We start from the raw sequence: 21305 nt of genomic DNA, 5'->3' as shown, positions 1-21305 counted from the left end.
TGCCGTAACATTCGACAAAGACCACCATACATCACTCAGCTAAAAACCCAAGCTATAAGCTGTATCAAAGTACTTCATTGTAATTACATATATAAATTGTGGTTAAGAATCAACTCTCCTTTTTATTTAACCTTACCTATACTCACTGAAAGCACAAATCCTTTAACCTAGTTTTACATTGCAAACCTATTTCCAGAGCTATTTTCAACACAACAAAAGAAAACCCGCAGTATGTGCGGGCTTCTACCAATTCAGCTTAAAACTTATTCCATATTTGCAATGATAGCCTCTCCAAACTCCGAACAACGCAATAAGGTTGCATTCGGCATTAATCGCTCAAAATCATAAGTGACTGTTTTCGCCTCAATTGCCCCTGAAATCCCCTTAATGATCAAATCTGCCGCCTCTACCCAGCCCATGTCCCGTAGCATCATTTCAGCAGAAAGAATAATAGAGCCTGGGTTGACTTTATCTTGACCGGCATATTTTGGCGCTGTTCCGTGCGTGGCTTCATAAACAGAAATCGCCCCACCAATATTCGCACCCGGCGCAATACCAATCCCTCCAACTTCTGCAGCCAATGCATCAGAAATATAGTCACCATTCAGGTTTAAAGTTGCAATCACTGAATAGTCCGCAGGACGCATTAAAATCTGCTGCAAGAATGCATCGGCAATCACATCTTTAATGATGATGTCTTTACCATTTTTTGGGTTTTTAATTTTTACCCATGGCCCGCCATCAATGAGCTTACCACCGAAACGGTCCATCGCAAGTTCATAGCCCCACTCTTTAAATGCCCCTTCGGTATATTTCATGATATTGCCTTTGTGAACCAAGGTCACACTCGGCTTATCATTATCAATCGCAAATTGAATCGCTTTACGCACAAGACGCTGCGTTCCCTCTTTCGATACGGGCTTAATCCCAATACCACAGTTATCTTCAAATCGGATTTTAGTCACGCCCATTTCTTCTTTGAGAAACTTAATCACTTTCTTCGCTTCAGGAGAATCGGCTTTCCACTCAATTCCAGCATAAATATCTTCTGAGTTTTCACGGAAAATAACCATATCGGTCAGTTCAGGATGCTGAACAGGTGATGGTACCCCTTCAAACCAACGTACAGGACGTACACAAACGTACAAATCTAATTCTTGGCGTAGCGCCACGTTCAAAGAACGAATGCCCCCACCGACAGGTGTGGTTAAAGGGCCTTTAATTGAAACCACAAACTCGCGTAGCGCATCAAAAGTTTCTTCTGGCATATAGGAGCCATAAATTTTATTGGCTTTTTCACCGCAGTAAACTTCCATCCACTCAATCGAGCGTTTACCGCCATATGCTTTTTGTACTGCAGCATCTACTACAGTTTTCATGGCTGGTGTAATGTCGACACCAATACCATCGCCTTCAATAAAAGGAATAATCGGTTGATTTGGAACATTTAAGGATAAATCTGCGTTTACGGTAATTTTACTACCATCCGCAGGAACGATGATCTTCTGATAACCCATTTTGCAGGCGCTCCCTTTTATTATAATTGGCAAATTTAAAAAATAATTGCCGATAGACAATACTTTCCACTCTTCTTATCGCATAATAGCTTAATCGAATTCCGCTGTTTTTGAGATTTATACGAGAAATAACTACATTTCTCTATTAAATAAATCTTGATATTTCTTATTTTATGTAATTACAGAAGTTATTGACTATGAAAATCGTCATCCTGAATAAGCCCTATGACGTCCTCTCCCAGTTCCGTAAAGATGAAGCACATATGACGATGTCTGACTTTGTCAGCGACTCTACTTTGCGCTTGGCTGGTCGTTTGGATATGGACTCTGAAGGCTTGGTATTTTTAACCGATCATGGTGGTTTGAACCAATACATCACCAACCCTGCCAATAAAAAATTTAAAACGTATTTGGTTCAGGTCGATGGTGATGTCACTGAAGAAGCGCTGAAGCAGTTGCGTAAAGGCGTGGAACTGAAAGATGGTATGACTTTGCCTGCTGAAGCATCTAAAGTTGAACAACCTGAGTGGTTATGGGAGCGAGATCCTCCTGTACGTTTTCGTGCGTCTGTGCCGACTTCTTGGGTCGAAATTTCAATTTGTGAAGGCCGTAACCGTCAAGTACGTCGCATGACTGCTGCTGTAGGTTTTCCTACTTTACGTTTAATCCGTACTAAAATTGGTGCAATTGATTTGGTTCAAATGGGTTTACAACCAGGTGAATCTAAAGAAATCGAACCCCTTTTATACCCTGACTTTCAAAACATTCCTGCGGAAGAACCTTACCGTTCGCGCTCTTATGTGAAAAAACCGGGTGGTACAGGTGGTAAGCCTATGGTTCGTAAGAACAAAGATGGTTCTGTGAAAAAGTCAGGTACAAAGCGTATTTGGCAAATGGATGATAGTGAGAAACCAAAGCGTAAAACCAATGGTACTACTCGTCCAAATACGAAAGCACCACGTGGTCGCGGACGTAATAATGGTCGTTAAAAATTAAGTATTTTAAAGCCCACGAAAGTGGGCTTTTTATTATAAATTTATTTCTTTATATAGCTCATCAATTTGTGTCAAAGTCAAATACCGCTTATTTGGCAATAAATCATTTCCCGACCTATAAAAGCCAACATAAATTATTGGCTCATTCCTACTTTTTGATTCACTTGACGAAATAAATATTGAGTCCAATTTTTCAAAATACGGGTCACATCTAATAACCTCTGCTACTTTATCAAAATATTGCTTTTCTACACCCCACCCATAATCATTATAATCAATCAAAGACTTATCTATAGATTTAATATTACTTTTATATTTAGGTGAATCTTTAAACAAATCTTCAATTTCTACATATTCAAACTGATAGCTATCACGTTTTGAGCCATATCTATATTTATAAACTTTCATCTACTTTTTCTTCTTTAAATCCATGCTCAGTGTGTTTTACATTAATTATATATTTATTAAAAAAAGCCGACGCATATGCATCGGCTTTTTTCACTTCATCGGTAAATTTACCGATTTAGTTTTGACTTAGATCGCTTCAAGTGCAGCATTCAAAGTCTCGCTTGGACGCATTACAGCATTTACTTTAGCTGTATCTACAGCATAGTAACCACCGATGTCAGCAGCTTGACCTTGAACTAGAGCAAGTTCAGCAATGATCTTGTCTTCGTTTTCAGCAAGTGCTTTCGCAAGTGGAGCAAACTTCGCTTTCAACTCAGCGTCTTCATCTTGTGCAGTAAGCGCTTCAGCCCAGAACTTCGCTAAATAGAAGTGGCTGCCACGGTTATCTAGCTCGCCAGTACGACGTGATGGAGACTTGTCGTTATCAAGTAATTTGCCAGTCGCTTGGTCTAAAGTCTTCGCAAGAAGTTTCGCTTGAGCGTTATCTTCTTTAATACCTAGCTCTTCTAAAGAAACAGCAAGCGCCAAGAACTCACCTAAAGAATCCCAACGTAAGTGGTTTTCTTCAACAAGCTGTTGTACGTGTTTAGGCGCTGAACCACCCGCACCAGTTTCGTACATACCACCGCCCGCCATTAACGGAACGATAGACAACATTTTCGCTGAAGTACCCAATTCCATAATTGGGAACAAGTCGGTCAGGTAGTCACGTAGGATGTTACCCGTTACAGAAATCGTATCTAGGCCACGCGCTACACGTTCAAGTGTATAACGCATTGCGCGTACTTGAGACATGATCTGAATGTCTAAACCAGCAGTGTCGTGGTCTTTCAAGTATTTTTGTACTTTCTTGATCACTTCATTTTCGTGCGGACGGTATGGGTCTAACCAGAAGATTGCTGGCATACCCGAGTTACGAGCACGGTTTACTGCAAGTTTTACCCAATCTTGAATCGGTGCATCTTTCACCTGACACATACGCCAGATGTCGCCTTCCTCAACATTTTGAGTCATCAACACTTCGCCAGTTTCTAGGTCAGTGATGTTTGCAACACCCGCTTCAGACATTTCGAAAGTTTTGTCGTGCGAACCGTATTCTTCAGCTTTTTGCGCCATCAAACCAACGTTAGGCACAGTACCCATCGTACGTGGGTCAAAGTTACCATTCCACTTACAGAAATTGATCATTTCTTGGTAAATACGTGCGAAAGTTGACTCAGGCATTACTGCTTTACAGTCGTAAGGTTTGCCGTCAGCACCCCACATTTTACCGCCACCACGGATCATTGCAGGCATTGAAGCATCTACAATTACATCGTTTGGTGAGTGGAAGTTGGTGATACCTTTCGCCGAATCAACCATTGCAAGTGCAGGACGGTGTTCTTGGCAAGCATGTAAATCTTCGATGATTTCTTCACGTAAAGACGTCGGTAAAGTTGCGATCTTCTCGTAAAGACCAGCCATACCGTTGTTTACGTTAATGCCTAGCTCATCGAACAATTTACCGTGTTTTTCAAAAGCATCTTTGTAGTAAATTTTCACACAGTGACCGAAAACAATCGGATGTGAAACTTTCATCATGGTTGCTTTAACGTGTAAAGAGAACAAAATGCCCGCTTCTTTACAATCATCAAGTTCTTTTTCATAGAAGTCGCAAAGCGCTTTCTTGCTCATGAACATTGAGTCGATGATTTCGCCGTCTTGAAGTGCAACTTTTGACTTCAGAACAATCGTTTCACCAGACTTGGTGATGAGTTCCATTTTCACATTACGTGCACGGTCTAAAGTCATCGACTTTTCACCGTGGTAGAAGTCGCCTTCATCCATGTGAGAAACGTGAGTTTGAGACCATTGCTTCCACTCGCTCATAGAGTGCGGGTGTTTTTTCGCATAGTTTTTCACTGCAGCTGGTGCACGACGGTCAGAGTTACCTTCACGCAATACAGGGTTTACAGCTGAACCAAGACATTTGCCATAGCGTGCTTTAAGCGCTTTTTCGTCTTCAGTGGTTGGGTTTTCAGGATAGTCAGGAATCGCGTAGCCTTTTGATTGAAGCTCTTTGATACATGCTGTTAACTGAGCAACAGAGGCACTAATATTCGGGAGTTTGATGATATTAGTATCTGGATCTTGGGTAAGACGACCTAGTTCTGCAAGATTGTCTGGGACTTTTTGCTCTTCTTTTAGGTATTCAGAGAATTCTGCGAGAACACGTGCGGCAACAGAGATATCAGTTTTAACGATCTCTACACCAGCAGGTTTAGTAAAGGTCTCAATGATCGGCAGTAGCGAATAAGTCGCTAGCAATGGCGCCTCGTCGGTCAGTGTGTAAATGATGGTTGACTTTCCACCAGCCATATATAGCCCCTTGCGTTAGATTGAGTTTTTTAGGGTGATGAGCTTCTGGCTCAACCCCTGCGAACCGATGTGCTTGAATAAAACCCTGAAAGTATCGTCCCTCAGGGCTTTACAGTCAACGTAATATCCAGTGATAACGACATTTCGCCAGAAAATACCACTACAGCCTTCGTTTTTCAAAATCACGTCTTTCCACAAGGCTTTAGCTTTTGCTTAGCAAATAAACAAATTTTTTAGCGAAATGTGTTATTTACCTCATTTAAGCCACAACAACAGATACTTTTCACATAATACAGTCTTGTAGCCCTACATGCATCAGAATGACTTTTTTCAGCACTAAATTTAGATCGGCAGAACCATTCATCATGCCACAGCTTAAATATTGATACATAAACCATGTACTCGTACTCCTCCATTTTTACATTTTTAAACCTATGATTTTTATAGGGTTGGTTAAACTTAATCTTTTTTCTGCAACGGTAAGGGTCAATTCAATGCTAAAAATGCTGCTTCCGCTCATTGGACTTGGTTTTTCTTCTTGGTGTTTTGCTCAAAATCCATTGAGCGTTCATGTGCTGAATTTGGAAAATGGTCTCCCTTCTGCCAATGTCAAAGTGACACTTGAAGCCCAACAAAATGATAAATGGACAGAAATCAGCTCAAGTACGACCGATGACCAAGGTCGAATCAATGATTTATATCCAAAAGATACGACCTTACAAAAAGGTGTATACAAAGTTACCTTTAAAACGGGTGATTGGTTTCGCCAAAAAAATCAGCGCTCATTCTTTCCTGAAGTGCCCGTGGTGTTTGTAATTGATGGCTCATTAGATCATTACCATATTCCTCTATTAATTAGCCCATATGGCTATTCCACTTACCGTGGTAGTTAATGCACATAAATAAGCGCATAAAAAACCGATGCCTAAGCATCGGTTTTTTGTCTGTACAGAATCAAATAAAGTGGCTTAGGGACTAAGCCTTGAACCACTTCTCTGCTTTCGCTTGATCTTCGACTTTCAATTCAACTTCAGTCAGCTCTGAGCCAGCAGCTTTTACGTCAAAGCTCATCAACTCATCACGGCGGAATGCCAATATGCTATACGAGCCTTCTTGCTTGGCATACTTTTCTACCAGTTTCACCGTTGCTTTGAGACCATCAATCGCAATGATCACATCATGGGCAGAAAGGCCAGCTTGAGCCGCAGCGCCATCACGACGTGCGCTTTGCACCAATACGCCTTCTGGCTTATCTACAAGCTTTAAACCTAAAGGTAATGACTTATCATTTTTCAGGCTATAACTTAAACCAAACTCAGGGAAAAGTTGATCCAGCGGTAACTCATCTGTGGTATTAATTAAGTGATTGATTTGCTCAATCCAGTTATCACCCGTCAGCTCATTACACAACTCTACAATCGTACGCTCATGTACTTGTATGCCCTTTTGCGCGTTCTCATAAAGTTTACGCATAAGCGCGTCTAGACTTGAACCACGTAAGCGCAAACCTAAGTCTAAGCATAGTGCAACCAAACAGCCTTTGTTGTAATAGCTAGTGCCTGCATTGTTCGAGTTTTCATCCTGACGGTAAAATTTCACCCATGCATCAAAGCTGGACTCAGACACAGACTGAACAAAACGACCCGGATTTTGCAAATAACGATCAATCTGAGTTTTGAGTAGTTTGATATATGAGGCTTGGGAAATCACACCACTACGCAGCAAAATCAGGTCATCATAATAAGACGTGAAACCTTCAAAAATCCAAAGCAAAGAGGTATAGCCTTCTTTGTTCAGATCATAATTGACAAAATTTTCAGGACGAATGAATTTGACCAACCATGAGTGGAAGTATTCATGGCTACATAAACCCAAGAAACGTTGGTAGTCTTCAGACGGCTCTTCAGGCTCGTTAGCTTTTGGTAAGTCTTCACGTGGACCAATCAAGCTGGTTGAATTTGGATGCTCCAAACCACCATAACTATTTGCTGTCGCCATCGTCATAAAGGTGTAGTTTGAAAATGGCGCTGACCCAAACATTGAGATTTCTGTTGCACAGATTTTTTCAATGTCTTGCTGCATACGTGCAGCATTCATGGCATGTTTACCTGACACCACAAACTCGTGCGGAATACCATTGGCTTCAAAACCAAAACGCGTCTGTTCGGCCAACTCAAATGGTGCATCAATCAGCTCGGCATAGTTTTTGGCTTTTAAAGTAAAACGACCTTTAACGAGGCTTTTTGAAGCCATACCAGTAGCCAATTGGAAGTGTTTCAGCTCATCAGGAAGGAAGAGTTCAACTTCAACTGCTTTGTCCTCTTGACCCTCCAAACCTAAGCAAGCACATGCAGGGTTTACATATAAACGGGTTTGATCTACATACGCACCGCGCACCGACAGATCATAGGCATAGACATCATATTCAACCGTAATCAGTTCATGGTCAGTATTAAAAAGACGCCATTTATTCTTTTCAAATTTTTGAATTTCTAACAAACGCCCTTCTTCATCATAAGCACGAACCGACTCTATATGCTTTGAAAACTCGCGAATGAGGTAACTACCCGGAATCCAAGTCGGTAATGAAAGTACCTGTGTTGGGTCTGCTACAAAACGTAAAGTCACGTGTATAAGGTGCTGACGATAATCGTCAAATTCGATCTGATAATGCAACATAATGGGCGATACAAAATAAAATGAAATGAGTTATAACTTAGCTTAGCATTATTTACGCCAGTTTTGCGTCACAGTCACATTTGTCTGCATTTTTGACTGGTCATTGAGGAAAAAAAGGCATAGCATTTGCAGCTGTTTTAGGTTTAAAAGTCACGGAATGGCTTGGTTAGGGAATTTCATTGAAAGCTGTCATCTACTTCATCGCTACACTCTTCGCCTTATGTTCAAGTTTCACTCAAGCGGCATTGCTCAATATTGTTCCTGAAACAGTTGAAGCTCAAGCTTGGACCATTTTTGACAGCCAATCGGGGCAAGTCATTGCAGAGCATAATAGTCATGTTCAACGTGCACCCGCTTCGCTCACCAAAATGATGGTGGCGTATATTGCACTCAAAGAAATCAATGCAGGGAAGCTCAATAAGAGCGAAATTCTTACCGCAACACCTGTGGTCAGTACAGTGATGTGGGATGAGTCCCAAATGTACTTAAAACAAGGCGAACAGATTTCTGTGGATCAGCTTCTAGCCGGTTTAGTGGTGATGTCTGCCAACGACGCAGCCGTGACTTTAGCGGAACGCATCTCAGGTGATATTCCAAACTTTGTTGCACGAATGAACCAAGAAGCCAAAGCGCTGGGAATGACTGAAACGCATTTTCAAAACCCTGCGGGTATCACCATGCCAGAGCACTATTCGACCGCTCATGATTTAGCGCTCTTAGGCCAAGCCTTGGTGAATGAAACGCCAGACTATTTATACTATTCAAAACAGCAAAGTTTTAGCTACAACCAACGTTTTCACCGTGCAACCAATATTCTGTTAAAACAAGACCCGACGGTAGATGGCTTAAAAACAGGTTATACCAAAGCAGCGGGATACAACTTAGCGCTGACAGCAAACCGCCCGACCATGAATCCAGATAATCCAAACCGTCGTTTGGTGGTGATTGTATTGGGTACAGAAAGTGCAGCAAAACGCGCTGAAGTTGCACACAACCTCATGAATTTGTCTTATACCTATACTCGTAACGAAGTTGCGCTGAAAGATAAGCAAATTATCGCAGAACTGCCTGTAGTCAAATCGACATTAAAAATGTTCAAAGTGGAAAGTAAGCAACCGAAAATTGTGACCACATCATTGTACGAGCAGCCCTATGCCATTGACTTACATGCCTTTGACCAGACCAACCAACGCATTATGCTCAATACAGGCAATGGCACTATACAACGCATTGATCCATTAGAGTCTACAAAAACGCATTTCAATATTGAAGTTTTGCAAAACAAACTGACCGCTCCGCTGGCTGAAGTGATGCAACTGGCGAAAGTGCAGGTTTATCAAAACAATCAGCTCATTCAAACGTTTACCATTGAAGAAGATGTACAAATTGAAGAAGCCAATATTTTCCAGCGACTTATGTTTTGGTTCAAAAGCTTGTTTCCATTTTTATCAAGCGATGAACCTAAAGTAAAAACCTATACACTCGGTTAAGTTCGAGCAGAATCCCGAGTTTTATACTTTATGTAACTTGTAAGACAATCTAATTATCAATAAATCAAGAAGATGGCATATTCAATGTCATCTTCTTTTTTTTAATAATAAATAGGTTGCTTCATATGGCTGTACAAACAGAACAAGTGCCACACCATATTGTTATTATTGGCGGTGGTGCTGGTGGTCTAGAGTTAGCAACGCAACTCGGTGACAGCTTCGCAAAATCCAAGTGGGTGAAAATCACCCTCGTCGATCAAAACCTCACCCATATCTGGAAACCCTTACTACACGAAATTGCGGCAGGTACACTCAACCCAAGTGTTGAAGAAATCAATTATTTTGCACATGCGTCTAAACATCACTATGAGTTTGTTTTAGGTCGTTTTGTCGGCTTAGACCAAGAACATAAACAAGTAAAACTTGAAGCACGCCAATATGCCAAACAAAGCACGGAAACCACGCAGTTTGAACTCAACTACGACACCTTAGTCCTGGCAGTCGGTTCGACCTCTAACGACTTTGCGACCGAAGGCGCTAAACATTACTGCCACTTCCTCGACAGTCGCCAGCAAGCTGAAATTTTCCAGCAAGACCTTCTACATTTGTATTTGGATGCACAAAACCGTCCCGAAACACGCGCACTCAATATTGCGATTATTGGTGCAGGTGCCACAGGAGTCGAGCTTGCAGCCGAATTGGTCCATGCGAAAAGTACCTTTTTTAAATACGGTCTCAATAAAATTGACCCAAACAAAGTCAAAGTGACCTTGATTGAGGCAGCGGATCGCATTCTTCCCGCCCTATCCACCAAAATGGCAAATCACACACATACCCAATTGGAAAAGCTTGGCATTGAAGTCCTCACCCATCACCGTGTTGCCAAGTTAGATAAAGACCATGTCTATTTTGCCGACGGCACACAAATCGATGCCGATCTAAAAGTTTGGGCGGCAGGCATCAAAGCACCTTTCGTTTTAAATGCGCTTGAAGGCTTTGAAAAAGATGCGATTGGACGTCTTAAAGTCTATGCGACTTTGCAAACCCGTTCCGACCCCAACATTTTTGCCTTTGGTGATTGCGCTCACTGCCAGCCCGCAGCCGATGAACCAGTCCTTGGCCCACGCGCTCAAGTGGCCAGTCAACAAGCGGCCTTTTTGCTTCGAGCCCTCAAAGCGCGCATTCGTAGTCAGTCTTTGCCGATGTTTAAATTTTCTGACAAAGGCTCTTTGGTTTCCCTCAGTCAATATAAAGCTGTCGGCGAGCTACTGGGCCAAGTCAATGTGCAAGGCGTGCTGGCAAAAACCATGTATGTTTCTTTATATCGACTCCATCAGGCCACCTTACATGGCTATACCCAAGCTGGGCTGATGACCGCAAAAGACCTGATGAATAAAAAAGTCGGTCCGAAAATAAAATTGCATTGAAATCTAAAAATGCGTCCCCACTAATAAAAAAACGCCATAAGAACGTGGAAAATGCAGTTTTTTTGCTAAATTTAGTCTACAAAAGCTGCTTTTCACTTTATGATATACCCCTTAAATTCTAAATGAATGGACGAAAAACATGACTGCTATCGCAAATGATCACGTGGTTTCTTTCAACTACAAATTGACTAACGCTGAAGGCGAAACGCTAGACCAATCACAAGGTGAACCACTTGCATATTTGCACGGCGCAGGTAACATCATCCCAGGTTTAGAAAATGCATTGCTAGGCAAAACTGTAGGTGAAAAATTCACTGTTACTGTTCCTGCTGCTGAAGGTTATGGCGAATACAACCCTGAACTCGTTCAAGAAGTTCCAGCGCAAATGTTCCAAGGCGTAGACAACATCCAAGCGGGTATGCAGTTCCAAGCTCAAACTGATGATGGCGTTCAAATCGTAACTGTAAAAGCAGTTGAAGGCGAAAACGTAATTGTTGATGCGAACTTCCCACTTGCTGGTCAAGACTTAACTTTCGAAGTTGAAATCGTAGAAATCCGCGATGCAACTGAAGAAGAATTACAGCACGGCCATGCGCACGGTGCTGGTGGTCACCACCACTAAGATTCAACATCTTAGAAAAAAGGGCGAAAGTTTAACTTCCGCCCTTTTTTTTGCATACTTGATCATTCGCGACGTATTTGAAAATCTGTAAATCCTTGCTGTTCTGAAGCCAATTCTACGATGACCACATCCGTAACTACCGCATGAGTTGGCCCGACTTTAGCATGATTCACCAGTTCGGCAACCATACCATCATCCCCAAAAAGCAGTGCTTCAACTGCACCTGAATCCAGATTCTGTACATAACCCTTTAAACCTAAAGCAACAGCATATTGTGCAAACCAGCGTCGATATCCAACACCCTGAACTTTTCCCGATATGGTCAGTTTTACTGCTTTCATACTGTATGCTCTCGGTTCACGACCGTATAAATAGCCTGACTCATTTGCTGCGCTTGTAAACCACGCTCACCTTGCTGAGCCAAAAGGTCGCCTGCTTGGGCATGTAAGGTCACAATTTGATGTAACGCAATGTCATCTTGCAACTGTGCTTTTAAACTGGCAATCATGCCTGCCAATACATCACCCATTCCACCTGTCCCCATCCCTGGATTACCTGCGGTACAAATCCAGAGTTGCTTATCTAAAATCAAGCTTCCCGAACCTTTCAGCACCCATTGTCCTGCATATTTTTCTTGTAAAGCGTAAATAGCTGCAATACGGTCGGACTCCACCGCTGAAGTACTGATACCGAGTAAAGTCGCGGCCTCCCCAGGATGCGGTGTTGCGTACACCTGCTCACCGAGTTTTACTGGCTTTTCAGCCAAAAACCATAAAGCATCTGCATCCAATACCACCTGAAAAGCACTGGTTTGAATGAGTGGAAACCATGCATCAAACTGCTGCTGAGCCCACGAGTCTCTTCCCAAGCCCATACCAAAACTGACTGCATCCACATGTTCCACCAATGCTTCACGCTCTTGGAGCGACATTTGGTTAATATCGCGCAGCATAATATTCGGTGCACGGGCTAAAATTGCAGTATGGTGTTTTGCATCACACACCACCGTCACCTTGCCAGCTCCCGCATGAAAGGCAGCTTCAGCGGCTAACATCACCGCACCACCCATCTGTGCATGTCCCCCAATCACCAGTACGTGCCCATAGCTTCCTTTATGTCCAAATGCTTGACGCGGTACAAGGTGCATATGTTGTGGAGCAAGCGAAGCTAAAGGTTTTAAAGCACTGTCTACGGGAAGTAGCGAAATAAGCTCAACGACTCCTGCATAGGCTTTACCCTGCCCAGTAAATAAACCCGCCTTTAAGCCCAGAGCTGTAAAGGTATAATCGGCGACAACTGCACAAGGTAAAGCTTGCCCCGTGTTGGCCTGCAAACCACTTGGAATATCAACCGCAATTTTTAAACCTGTTTGTCTATTAATCTGCTGAATCACTGCCTGCCAGTCTGAACTTAGTTCACGGTTTAACCCAATGCCAAACAAAGCATCAATATAGGCATCATAAGGGCGTTGAAATGCAAAACCGGTATGAATCATTATTCCCTGTTTCACGGCCGCTGCATGTGCTTGTTGTAGTGATACAGACTCTCCCAATGCAGCTGCATAAATTTCAACGTCATAACCTTGCGCGGCTAGATACGATGCAATCAAGTAACCGTCACCTGCATTGTTGCCTTGACCACAACACACTGCGAGGCTTTTGACCTGCTGCTGTTTAAGCCTAGGCAGCATATGTTCAGTTGTTGACCATGCGACTTGTTGCATCAACCCATAAGCACTATTTTGCTGTGCGAACCAACGCCCTTCCCATGCTTGAATCTCGCTGCTGTGGTACACTTGCTGATGCATGATTTTTCCTTTGTTCTTGGTTATGACAACATCCACATCTTCCTCAAAAATCCCTGTAGATCAATATGATCCAGAGCAGCTTAAGGCTTGGATTAAAGCTGAAGCACTGGCTTTAGGATTTTCTGATTGTGTCATCGCCAAACCAGATGCTCAAGTTGAATTGCCGCGTTTTAAAAAATATTTAGAGCTTGGTTATCATGGTGACATGCATTTTCTTGCTGCAAACTTAGAAAAACGCGCAGATCCAACACTGCTTGTTCCGGGCACCAAAAGCATTATTTGTGTGCGTATGGATTATTTAGTTGCCGTTCCTGAACCACGTCTTGTGCCTTTTGCACCAAATAGCGCCATCATTGCGCGTTATGCACGCGGACGTGACTATCACAAAGTCATGCGTGGGCGTTTAAAGACCCTTTCTCAGAAAATCAAAGCCAAAGTTGGCGATTTTGAATCTCGCCCATTTGCAGACTCAGCACCCATTTTTGAAAAATCATTGGCTGAAAATGCAGGGATGGGATGGGTCGGTAAACACACCTTACTCATTCATAAAACATCAGGCTCATTTTTTGTTTTGGGTGAGCTCTTTACCTCTTTAGAGCTACCTTTTGACCAAGCCACCACCAAACACTGTGGTTCATGTAGCGCTTGTATTGATATTTGCCCGACTCAAGCGATTGTTGAGCCTTATTTATTAGATGCGCGTAAATGCATTGCCTATTTAACTATTGAGTTTCAAGGCATTATTCCTGAAGAACTACGCCGCGGTATTGGTAACCGTGTGTTTGGTTGCGATGACTGCCAGCTCATTTGCCCGTGGAATAGCTTTGCCAAAACCACACCAATTGATGATTTTAACCCGCGTCATGGTTTGGATGACATTCAACTAATTGACCTTTGGCAATGGGATGAAAACATCTTTATGGCAAATACAGAAGGGAGTCCCCTACGTCGTACAGGCTACCAAAGCTTTATGCGTAACGTCGCGATTGGTCTAGGTAATGCACCATTTTCAGATGAAATATTGCAGCAATTACAAGCTTCTCGCCCAGAGCTTAACGATATTGTGCAAGTCCATATTGAATGGGCCATCCAAGAGCAACTGATGAAAAGGCACTAATACTTGCTTCAAACAGACTCAATCAATAAAAGTTCAATCAAACAGACATTTGCTTGCATAATTTTATTTATTTTATCTATTTAGCTGCATTTTCAGTGTAAATCAAAATCCAAATAAATAGAATTTTGCGGCCAAATTTGCGAAAAAACGCTCAACTTTGCAACTATTTTTACAATCTCATAAAAAGATAAAATTAAAAATATAATCGGGAGATACTATCAAAACTGAGCAATAATGCCTTTTAAGTTGGCACGTTAAATGTATGATGTATACAAGTTAGAATTAAAAATGGATCCCCATTATGAACCTACGCAATGATTGGACGCGTGAAGAAATCGAAGCTTTGTATGATCAGCCTTTTCTTGATCTCGTCTTTCAAGCGCAGACCGTACATCGCCAACATTTCCAAGCCAACACCATTCAAGTCAGTACTTTATTGTCGATTAAAACAGGTAAATGTCCTGAAGACTGTAAGTACTGTTCTCAGTCAGCACGTTATGACTCAAAACTTGAAGCCGAAAAACGCATTGCTGTAGACAAAGTGATTTCAGAAGCCAAAGAAGCTTTAGCCTCAGGCTCATCTCGTTTTTGTATGGGCGCAGCTTGGCGGAATCCACATGAACGTGACATGCCTTATGTACTAGAAATGGTTAAAGAAGTGAAAGCTCTTGGTTTAGAGACTTGCATGACTTTAGGGATGCTGAATGAGTCTCAAGCTGGACGTTTAAAAGATGCAGGTTTAGATTATTACAACCATAACCTCGACACTTCACGCGAGTATTATTCACATATTATTAGTACACGTACCTTTGACGACCGTTTAAATACCTTAGAATATGTCCGTCAAGCAGGTATGAAAGTGTGTAGCGGTGGTATCGTTGGTCTAGGTGAAAAGAAAGAAGACCGTATTGGTTTATTGCAAGAGCTTGCAACGATGCCAATTCACCCAGAATCTGTGCCAATCAACATGTTGGTTCCAATTGAAGGCACGCCACTGGCAGATGTTGAAAAACTCGATGTGACGGAATGGATTCGTACCATTGCTGTTGCGCGAATTATCATGCCGCACAGCTATATCCGCCTATCTGCAGGTCGTGAAGCACTTTCTGACTCAGACCAAGCACTTGCATTTATGGCGGGTGCAAACTCATTGTTCTCGGGTGAGAAACTACTGACCACGCCAAATGCAGGCGAAGGTAAAGATCGTCAACTGTTCACAAAATTAGGTTTAGTGGCAGAAAAGCCAAAACCAACGGTGGCAGACCTTAGCCTAGATGCCATGGCAAGCTAATTCCCAAGATTTGCTAAGCACAAAAAAGCCCCTTATTCAGTATGGGGCTTTTTTAATGTCTATCTATTTAACCTTCAGATGACTGAGCAAAATTATGCGCAGTAATTAAAATACCATAACTGACATTCAGATAATCGCCTTGGAATATCTCATCTTCACCATTGGCATGGCGTACAGTTAAGGTTTGGCGAATCGCGTCATAGTGAAAAGAATCAAAACACTCTTGATGCTGACACAGCCAGCTTAAGGTATCACTCAAATTATTATCAACAATATAAGTCTGTGCTTGAAAATTTTTGGTCATCATCCGAATACGCTAAACACTGTTATTCGGCTATTGTAAGCCGTTCTGCGTCAATTCAGTCGAACTAAGCCATAAAAAAATACAGGCATTAAAAAGTGAGCCTACGCTCACTTTTCCTTAAGATGATTAGTCGGTTTTAGAATCACCGCACTTTCGGCATTCCATATGCTCCCCTATTTCAGTCATTTGTTCATATTCATAAACGTGGATGCAAAATAATTTTTTAAACAACTGAAGCATTTTTAACTCCTGTAAATGATTTTTTAAAAATTCGCTTCTTAAAATAGGTATATCTTCCTGAAATACCCACAACTCATATCTCATGAGCTATACACAGTTTTAAACATACTTTTTATAAATTTCAAGTGCCTTTTGTCGAATAACAGCATAAAGTGATAAATGGTCATTTACTTTTTTAAATGATGCTTTTCATTTAATTGTGGTTCTATATTACATCGCTGTTAAAAATGCGGCTGAGAATGAAACAATGCTTGATTTAAATTTGGATCAAGCTAGGATAAAAATACAATGAATGCTCAAAACAGATGTATCGAGCAACCAATAAAGAATTTGATAAAAAAGCAACGATAAGGATATTTATACATGCTTGGACGTATGATGTTTCAACCGCTATTAATTAGCAATCTTATTGATCACGCAGAACGCTACCATGCGGATACAGCCATTATTTCTAAAAATACAGACGGAAGTATCACTGAAACCAACTGGGCCAAAGTCGCAGCCAATTCTAAGCGATTTGCCAATGTACTCAAAGATTTAGGACTTTCGCAAAGTGACCGCGTGGCGACCATCGCATGGAACAATCATCGTCACCTAGAATCTTGGTATGCGATCTCTGGTAGTGGCTATATTTGCCATACCATCAACCCACGTTTATTTCCAGAACAACTGATTTTTATTATCAATGATGCCCAAGACCGTGTGGTGTTATTTGATAAAACCTTTGCACCACTCATTGCTGCGGTAAAAGCACATTTACCCCATGTAGAGCACTTTATTTGCTTAGATGCCGTAGATGACGCTATTGCAGAAAAAATTGCCGATGTAAAATTTTATGATGACTTGGTCAGCAAAGAGTCTGAACAATTCACATGGCCAAGTTTTGATGAGCAAACTGCAAGCTCTTTGTGCTATACCTCGGGCACAACTGGAAATCCAAAAGGCGTGCTATATAGCCACCGCTCCACCATTTTGCATAGTTTTGCCATCAGCCTACCCGATTCTCTCAATCTGTCTGCAAATGACATTATGTTGCCTGTAGTACCCATGTTCCATGTCAATGCTTGGGGTACGCCTTATGCAGCAGCTATGGTCGGTTGTACAGTTGTATTGCCTGGGCCAGGCTTAGATGGGCCAAGTTTAGTGAATATGATTGACACCTATAAAGTCACTGTGGCTTTGGGTGTTCCCACCATTTGGCAAGGTTTACTGGTAGCAGCCAAACAAACAGGCAGCCAGCTGGCAAGTATGAACCGTAACGTTGTTGGTGGTTCTGCATGTCCACCATCCATGTTAGCGGCCTTTAAAAATGACTATAACTGCGACACTATCCATGCATGGGGCATGACCGAAACCAGTCCACTCGGTTCTGCCAACCAACTTAAAGCCAAACATCAACAGCTCTCTGAACAAGAGCGTTTCAAGCTACGTCTTTCTCAAGGCCGTCCGCCTTTTGGCGTGGATTTACGTCTTACCGATGAAGAAAAAGGCAGCCATGAAATTGCCCGCGATGGTGAGCAAATTGGAAATCTACAAATTAAGGGTCACTGGATTATTGATAGCTACTTTGGTAAAGATGAATCTGCACTCACAACCGATGGCTGGTTTGACACAGGTGATATTGCAACCTTAGATGAGGATGGCTTCTTATGCATCAGTGACCGCTCTAAAGATCTGATCAAGTCTGGCGGCGAATGGATTTCATCAGTTGAACTTGAAAACCTTGCGATGGGACATTCAGACATTCTTATGGCAGCCGTTATTGCAGCCGAACATCCAAAATGGGATGAACGTCCTATTGTCATCGCTGTGAAGAAACCTGATAGCACGGTCACTGAACAAGGTGTCTTAGACTACTATACCGACAAAATTGCGAAATGGCAGATCCCTGACCGTGTGATCTTTGTCGACAGTATTCCACTGAGCGGTACGGGTAAAATGCTAAAACGTGAACTCCGCGCCCAATATGGACAAGTCCTACTGGAACAAAATCCTGTTTAACGTTGTTGAGAATAAAAGCCTGATCTTATAATCAGGCTTTTCTCATGTTCGGATAGTGTAAATACCATCAATACAATTTATTTGAAAGCACGTCTAATAAAGACGCTTTAAACACCTCACCATGCTTTAGATTTGGATAGATTAAAAATTTAGACTCTATGCCCTGCTGATCGAATATAGACAAAATTTCTCTATTTTTATTGATGCCATTTGCATCAAAATTAGCGCTTTGCTGTGCTCCAGTATGTGTTAAAAGATCACCTTCCATCAACAATAGATGTTTTTGTGGCTCTTTGACTAATTTTACTGTTCTAATTTTTTGCATCATACGCTCATCAGCCCAAGAAAGTGATGGACTTGCAGCAAAGAAATGGTTGAAATAACGCCCATCGAGCAAGCTATCAAGCACAAAAAGCCCTCCATAGGAATGCCCCATAACGCTCTTTTTTACGCATCCAACTTTACATTCTGCTCAACCCAAGGGGCGATATCCTTCAAAATCACATTTCTAAAATTAGCACGTCCCCCGCTCATCCGCTCTGGATTTCTTGGGTCTTGAGCGGGTTTCCCCATTAATAAATCTGCTGGAGTATAGTCAAGTGAACGAAAAGCTGTGGCAAATGACAAATTGGTTTTATAACCAATGGCAACCAATACAGGGGCATCATTTTCATACAAAGACTTAAGTATTTCTTCATTCAGATGGGACATCGCAGCGTTTCCATCCAGCATAAAGACCGATGCATAGGCGTTCGGCGTCTTCTGTACTGTCTTTGGAATACCTAACCAAACGCGATAAGTTTTATTTGGATCTGTAGTTGTAAACTCTTTGACTTTAAAACTGTAATAAGCCGAGCCGATTTCTGCAATATTGGCAGGTAAAGGTTTCATTTCAGGTTTCGCATAAATACTTAAACTGGCACCCAAAATCAATAACGAGCCAAAAATTCGCAAAAGCACAGTAGTAAAAATCTTTCTATAAAGATGAGTCATTTTTCGTATATACAGCCATGAGATACCGAAGCTTAACACACAATAATAGTTATCATTATCAATTAAGTAAATCTTAATCATCTCTCTGTCATGACGTACATCTCATCGATTAAATAGACTACATTTTCTTTGACCACGCACTCCGAAAGATGATTTTTCCTTTTTATACGGATTCAACAAGTCTAGAAAATACCCTTCCAGCTTTTTTATCCATAAAAAAGCCACCGCATTATGACCGTGCGATGGCTTTATCGATACAAGCAAAAAACTTAAAGCTTTTTCCATGTCATGTTGCTCAAACCTTTCGCATCTTTTGCTGTGGCTTGTACCTTCATCTGATCTTTACCAGCATTTAACTGCGCAGTATTGATATTATACACACGGCCATCTTGAGGATTCAGCCATTGGCCTTTTGCGAATTTTTGACCTGTTGCATCACCCATTAAGCCATTCAGCACTTGCATACCAAAAATCGGTTTATCCTTAAGCCCACCCTGACACTTACTACATACATCACTCACAGGCGCTCCAGCCAAAGGATAGTACTTAGTCACCACTGCGCTATATTGTGATGTTTTAGAATTCTTACGAATCACAATATCTGAAATGTAATATCCTGTCCGATCATCAATCACTTTCCATGTTCCAATAAGCGGGTCAAATGGCATGGCGAAAGCAGAATGAGACAACCCCAAAAACAGTGCTGATGCACACAAAAACTTATGTTTCATAAAGTAAATTACAATAAAAATGAAGAAATAAACGGTCGAGATTATAGCAATTCTATTCTTTTAATTATCTATTATTTCATTAAAATTAAATATTTATATGAATTAAGCTGTGAGAAGCATCAACAAAAAAATTGCATATAAAAAAAGCCTCCGAAGAGGCTTTTTTTATAATGTATCAGAGCTTTATATTAAGCCGCTGAACGTTCTTCAATCGGTACTACTTTACGCAGCTCAGGCCCCGTATAGTCCGCACTTGGGCGAATAATACGGTTGTCTGCACGTTGTTCCATCACATGCGCTGCCCAACCTGTCACACGGCTCATCACGAAGATTGGGGTGAATAATTTAGTCGCAATATCCATGAAGTGGTAAGCCGATGCATGGAAGAAGTCTGCGTTACAGAATAATTTCTTTTCACGCCACATCACTTCTTCACAGCGTACTGAAACTGGATACAGTACCGTGTCACCGACATCTTTGGCTAAACGCTCTGACCAAATTTTAATGATGCCATTACGTGGGTCATTGTCTTTGTAGATTGCATGTCCAAAGCCCATGATCTTTTCTTTACGTTCCAATTTACCCAGCATTTCTCGCTCTGCTTCTTCAGGGGACGTCCAGTTTTCAATCATTTCCATCGCTGCTTCGTTTGCTCCACCGTGCAATGGACCACGTAGTGAACCAATTGCCCCAGTGATGCATGAATGCATATCGGATAATGTTGATGCGCATACACGTGCGGTGAAAGTCGATGCGTTGAATTCATGCTCTGCATAGAGGATCAGTGATACGTTCATCACTTGCTCATGCAGTTCATTTGGTTTTTCACCACGAAGTAGGTGTAGGAATTGAGCACCGATTGAATCATCATCGGTGTTTTCTTCAATGCGTACGCCATCATGGCTAAAACGGTACCAGTAGCAAATGATTGCTGGAAGGGTTGCAAGAATACGGTCTGCAACATCTTGTTGTTCTGCAAAAGATTGTTCCGTTTCTAGGTTGCCCAGCATTGATACGCCTGTGCGCATTACATCCATTGGGTGTGAGTCTGCTGGGATACGCTCTAAGACTTCTTTGAGTGCTTGTGGTAGTTGGCGCAGTGATTTAAGTTTAGCCTTGTAAGCGGTGAGCTGTGCTGCTGTTGGTAGTTCACCAAAGAAGATCAGGTAAGCCACTTCTTCAAACTGGCAGTTTTCAGCGAGGTCTTGGACGTCATAACCACGGTAGGTTAGACCTGCTCCGCTTTTGCCTACGGTTGATAGTGCTGTTTTACCTGCGACTTGTCCGCGCAATCCTGCGCCTGTGAGGACTTTTCCTTCAGCCAT

At 41.9% G+C, this 21305-nt stretch carries 19 protein-coding genes; 8 read left to right on the top strand and 11 right to left on the bottom strand.

Annotated features, from left to right (window positions below; translation table 11 throughout):
* Positions 1 to 263: 263 nt before the first annotated feature.
* Positions 264 to 1517 (bottom strand): NADP-dependent isocitrate dehydrogenase, encoded by a 1254-nt coding sequence (gene icd / locus HYI04_RS03330; protein WP_010326897.1) that lies wholly within the window; start codon positions 1515 to 1517, stop codon positions 264 to 266.
* 197 nt (positions 1518 to 1714) lie between these two features.
* Here icd and HYI04_RS03325 point away from each other — a divergent pair, with 197 nt between their 5' ends.
* Positions 1715 to 2506 (top strand): pseudouridine synthase, encoded by a 792-nt coding sequence (locus HYI04_RS03325; protein WP_010326929.1) that lies wholly within the window; start codon positions 1715 to 1717, stop codon positions 2504 to 2506.
* Between the two features lie 39 nt (positions 2507 to 2545).
* On the opposite strand, the gene HYI04_RS03320 is transcribed toward HYI04_RS03325, so the two are convergent.
* Both HYI04_RS03320 and HYI04_RS03315 read right to left on the bottom strand, forming a co-directional pair.
* Positions 2546 to 2920 carry a hypothetical protein gene (locus HYI04_RS03320; RefSeq protein WP_010326930.1) on the bottom strand — a complete coding sequence of 125 codons (375 nt, stop codon included), beginning with the start codon at positions 2918 to 2920 and terminating at the stop codon, positions 2546 to 2548.
* A 126-nt stretch (positions 2921 to 3046) separates the two neighbouring features.
* Entirely contained in the window at positions 3047 to 5278 is a 2232-nt protein-coding gene (locus HYI04_RS03315) for an NADP-dependent isocitrate dehydrogenase (protein WP_010326931.1), read from the bottom strand.
* Positions 5279 to 5772: 494 nt separating this feature from the next.
* Between HYI04_RS03315 and uraH the strand changes: the two genes are divergently transcribed.
* Entirely contained in the window at positions 5773 to 6171 is a 399-nt protein-coding gene (gene uraH, locus HYI04_RS03310; RefSeq protein WP_010326932.1) for a hydroxyisourate hydrolase, read from the top strand.
* 82 nt (positions 6172 to 6253) lie between these two features.
* Here the strand turns inward: uraH and HYI04_RS03305 are convergent, their stop codons facing one another.
* Positions 6254 to 7957, bottom strand: a complete 1704-nt coding sequence (locus HYI04_RS03305; RefSeq protein WP_010326933.1) for a M61 family metallopeptidase — start codon at positions 7955 to 7957, stop codon at positions 6254 to 6256.
* Between the two features lie 179 nt (positions 7958 to 8136).
* Between HYI04_RS03305 and HYI04_RS03300 the strand changes: the two genes are divergently transcribed.
* From HYI04_RS03300 to slyD, 3 genes are all read left to right on the top strand, one after another.
* Positions 8137 to 9447 (top strand): D-alanyl-D-alanine carboxypeptidase PBP6B, encoded by a 1311-nt coding sequence (locus HYI04_RS03300; RefSeq protein ID WP_178895835.1) that lies wholly within the window; start codon positions 8137 to 8139, stop codon positions 9445 to 9447.
* A gap of 125 nt (positions 9448 to 9572) precedes the next feature.
* Positions 9573 to 10874 carry an NAD(P)/FAD-dependent oxidoreductase gene (locus HYI04_RS03295; RefSeq protein WP_178895834.1) on the top strand — a complete coding sequence of 434 codons (1302 nt, stop codon included), beginning with the start codon at positions 9573 to 9575 and terminating at the stop codon, positions 10872 to 10874.
* 139 nt (positions 10875 to 11013) lie between these two features.
* Positions 11014 to 11496 carry a peptidylprolyl isomerase gene (slyD, locus tag HYI04_RS03290; RefSeq protein WP_004696728.1) on the top strand — a complete coding sequence of 161 codons (483 nt, stop codon included), beginning with the start codon at positions 11014 to 11016 and terminating at the stop codon, positions 11494 to 11496.
* 62 nt (positions 11497 to 11558) lie between these two features.
* Here the strand turns inward: slyD and HYI04_RS03285 are convergent, their stop codons facing one another.
* Together HYI04_RS03285 and HYI04_RS03280 are read right to left on the bottom strand one after the other, a co-directional pair.
* Positions 11559 to 11837, bottom strand: coding sequence for an acylphosphatase (locus HYI04_RS03285; protein ID WP_178895833.1), 279 nt, complete (start codon positions 11835 to 11837; stop codon positions 11559 to 11561).
* Complete coding sequence (locus HYI04_RS03280; RefSeq protein WP_159152533.1) at positions 11834 to 13303, bottom strand: NAD(P)H-hydrate dehydratase; 1470 nt, start codon at positions 13301 to 13303, stop codon at positions 11834 to 11836. The genes HYI04_RS03285 and HYI04_RS03280 overlap by 4 nt, the downstream gene beginning before the upstream one ends.
* 22 nt (positions 13304 to 13325) lie before the next feature.
* Between HYI04_RS03280 and queG the strand changes: the two genes are divergently transcribed.
* The gene (queG, locus tag HYI04_RS03275) at positions 13326 to 14420 is read left to right on the top strand and encodes a tRNA epoxyqueuosine(34) reductase QueG (RefSeq protein ID WP_178895832.1); all 1095 of its coding nucleotides are present in this window, start codon (positions 13326 to 13328) and stop codon (positions 14418 to 14420) included.
* Positions 14421 to 14721: 301 nt separating this feature from the next.
* Positions 14722 to 15711 (top strand): biotin synthase BioB, encoded by a 990-nt coding sequence (gene bioB, locus HYI04_RS03270; protein WP_004981788.1) that lies wholly within the window; start codon positions 14722 to 14724, stop codon positions 15709 to 15711.
* 67 nt (positions 15712 to 15778) lie between these two features.
* Here bioB and HYI04_RS03265 read toward each other — a convergent pair whose 3' ends face one another.
* Positions 15779 to 16015 carry a hypothetical protein gene (locus HYI04_RS03265; protein ID WP_029575047.1) on the bottom strand — a complete coding sequence of 79 codons (237 nt, stop codon included), beginning with the start codon at positions 16013 to 16015 and terminating at the stop codon, positions 15779 to 15781.
* Positions 16016 to 16618: 603 nt separating this feature from the next.
* Here HYI04_RS03265 and HYI04_RS03260 point away from each other — a divergent pair.
* Positions 16619 to 18256 carry a long-chain-fatty-acid--CoA ligase gene (locus tag HYI04_RS03260; RefSeq protein WP_010326941.1) on the top strand — a complete coding sequence of 546 codons (1638 nt, stop codon included), beginning with the start codon at positions 16619 to 16621 and terminating at the stop codon, positions 18254 to 18256.
* A gap of 67 nt (positions 18257 to 18323) precedes the next feature.
* Here the strand turns inward: HYI04_RS03260 and HYI04_RS16865 are convergent, their stop codons facing one another.
* The 4 genes from HYI04_RS16865 to prpC form a co-directional block, all read right to left on the bottom strand.
* Complete coding sequence (locus HYI04_RS16865) at positions 18324 to 18692, bottom strand: hypothetical protein (RefSeq protein ID WP_228140123.1); 369 nt, start codon at positions 18690 to 18692, stop codon at positions 18324 to 18326.
* An 11-nt stretch (positions 18693 to 18703) separates the two neighbouring features.
* Positions 18704 to 19216, bottom strand: coding sequence for a hypothetical protein (locus HYI04_RS16860; protein ID WP_228127580.1), 513 nt, complete (start codon positions 19214 to 19216; stop codon positions 18704 to 18706).
* A gap of 302 nt (positions 19217 to 19518) precedes the next feature.
* Complete coding sequence (locus HYI04_RS03250) at positions 19519 to 19980, bottom strand: DUF2147 domain-containing protein (RefSeq protein WP_010326945.1); 462 nt, start codon at positions 19978 to 19980, stop codon at positions 19519 to 19521.
* Between the two features lie 188 nt (positions 19981 to 20168).
* A complete protein-coding gene (prpC, locus tag HYI04_RS03245) occupies positions 20169 to 21305 on the bottom strand; it encodes a 2-methylcitrate synthase (RefSeq protein ID WP_004696709.1) in 1137 nt (378 codons plus the stop codon).

It is taken from the genome of Acinetobacter sp. SwsAc2 (genome assembly GCF_013391465.1).
Classification (GTDB): domain Bacteria; phylum Pseudomonadota; class Gammaproteobacteria; order Pseudomonadales; family Moraxellaceae; genus Acinetobacter; species Acinetobacter johnsonii.
Note: the sequence above shows the minus strand (reverse complement) of the source record. Positions and strands in the feature narration are given on the sequence as shown.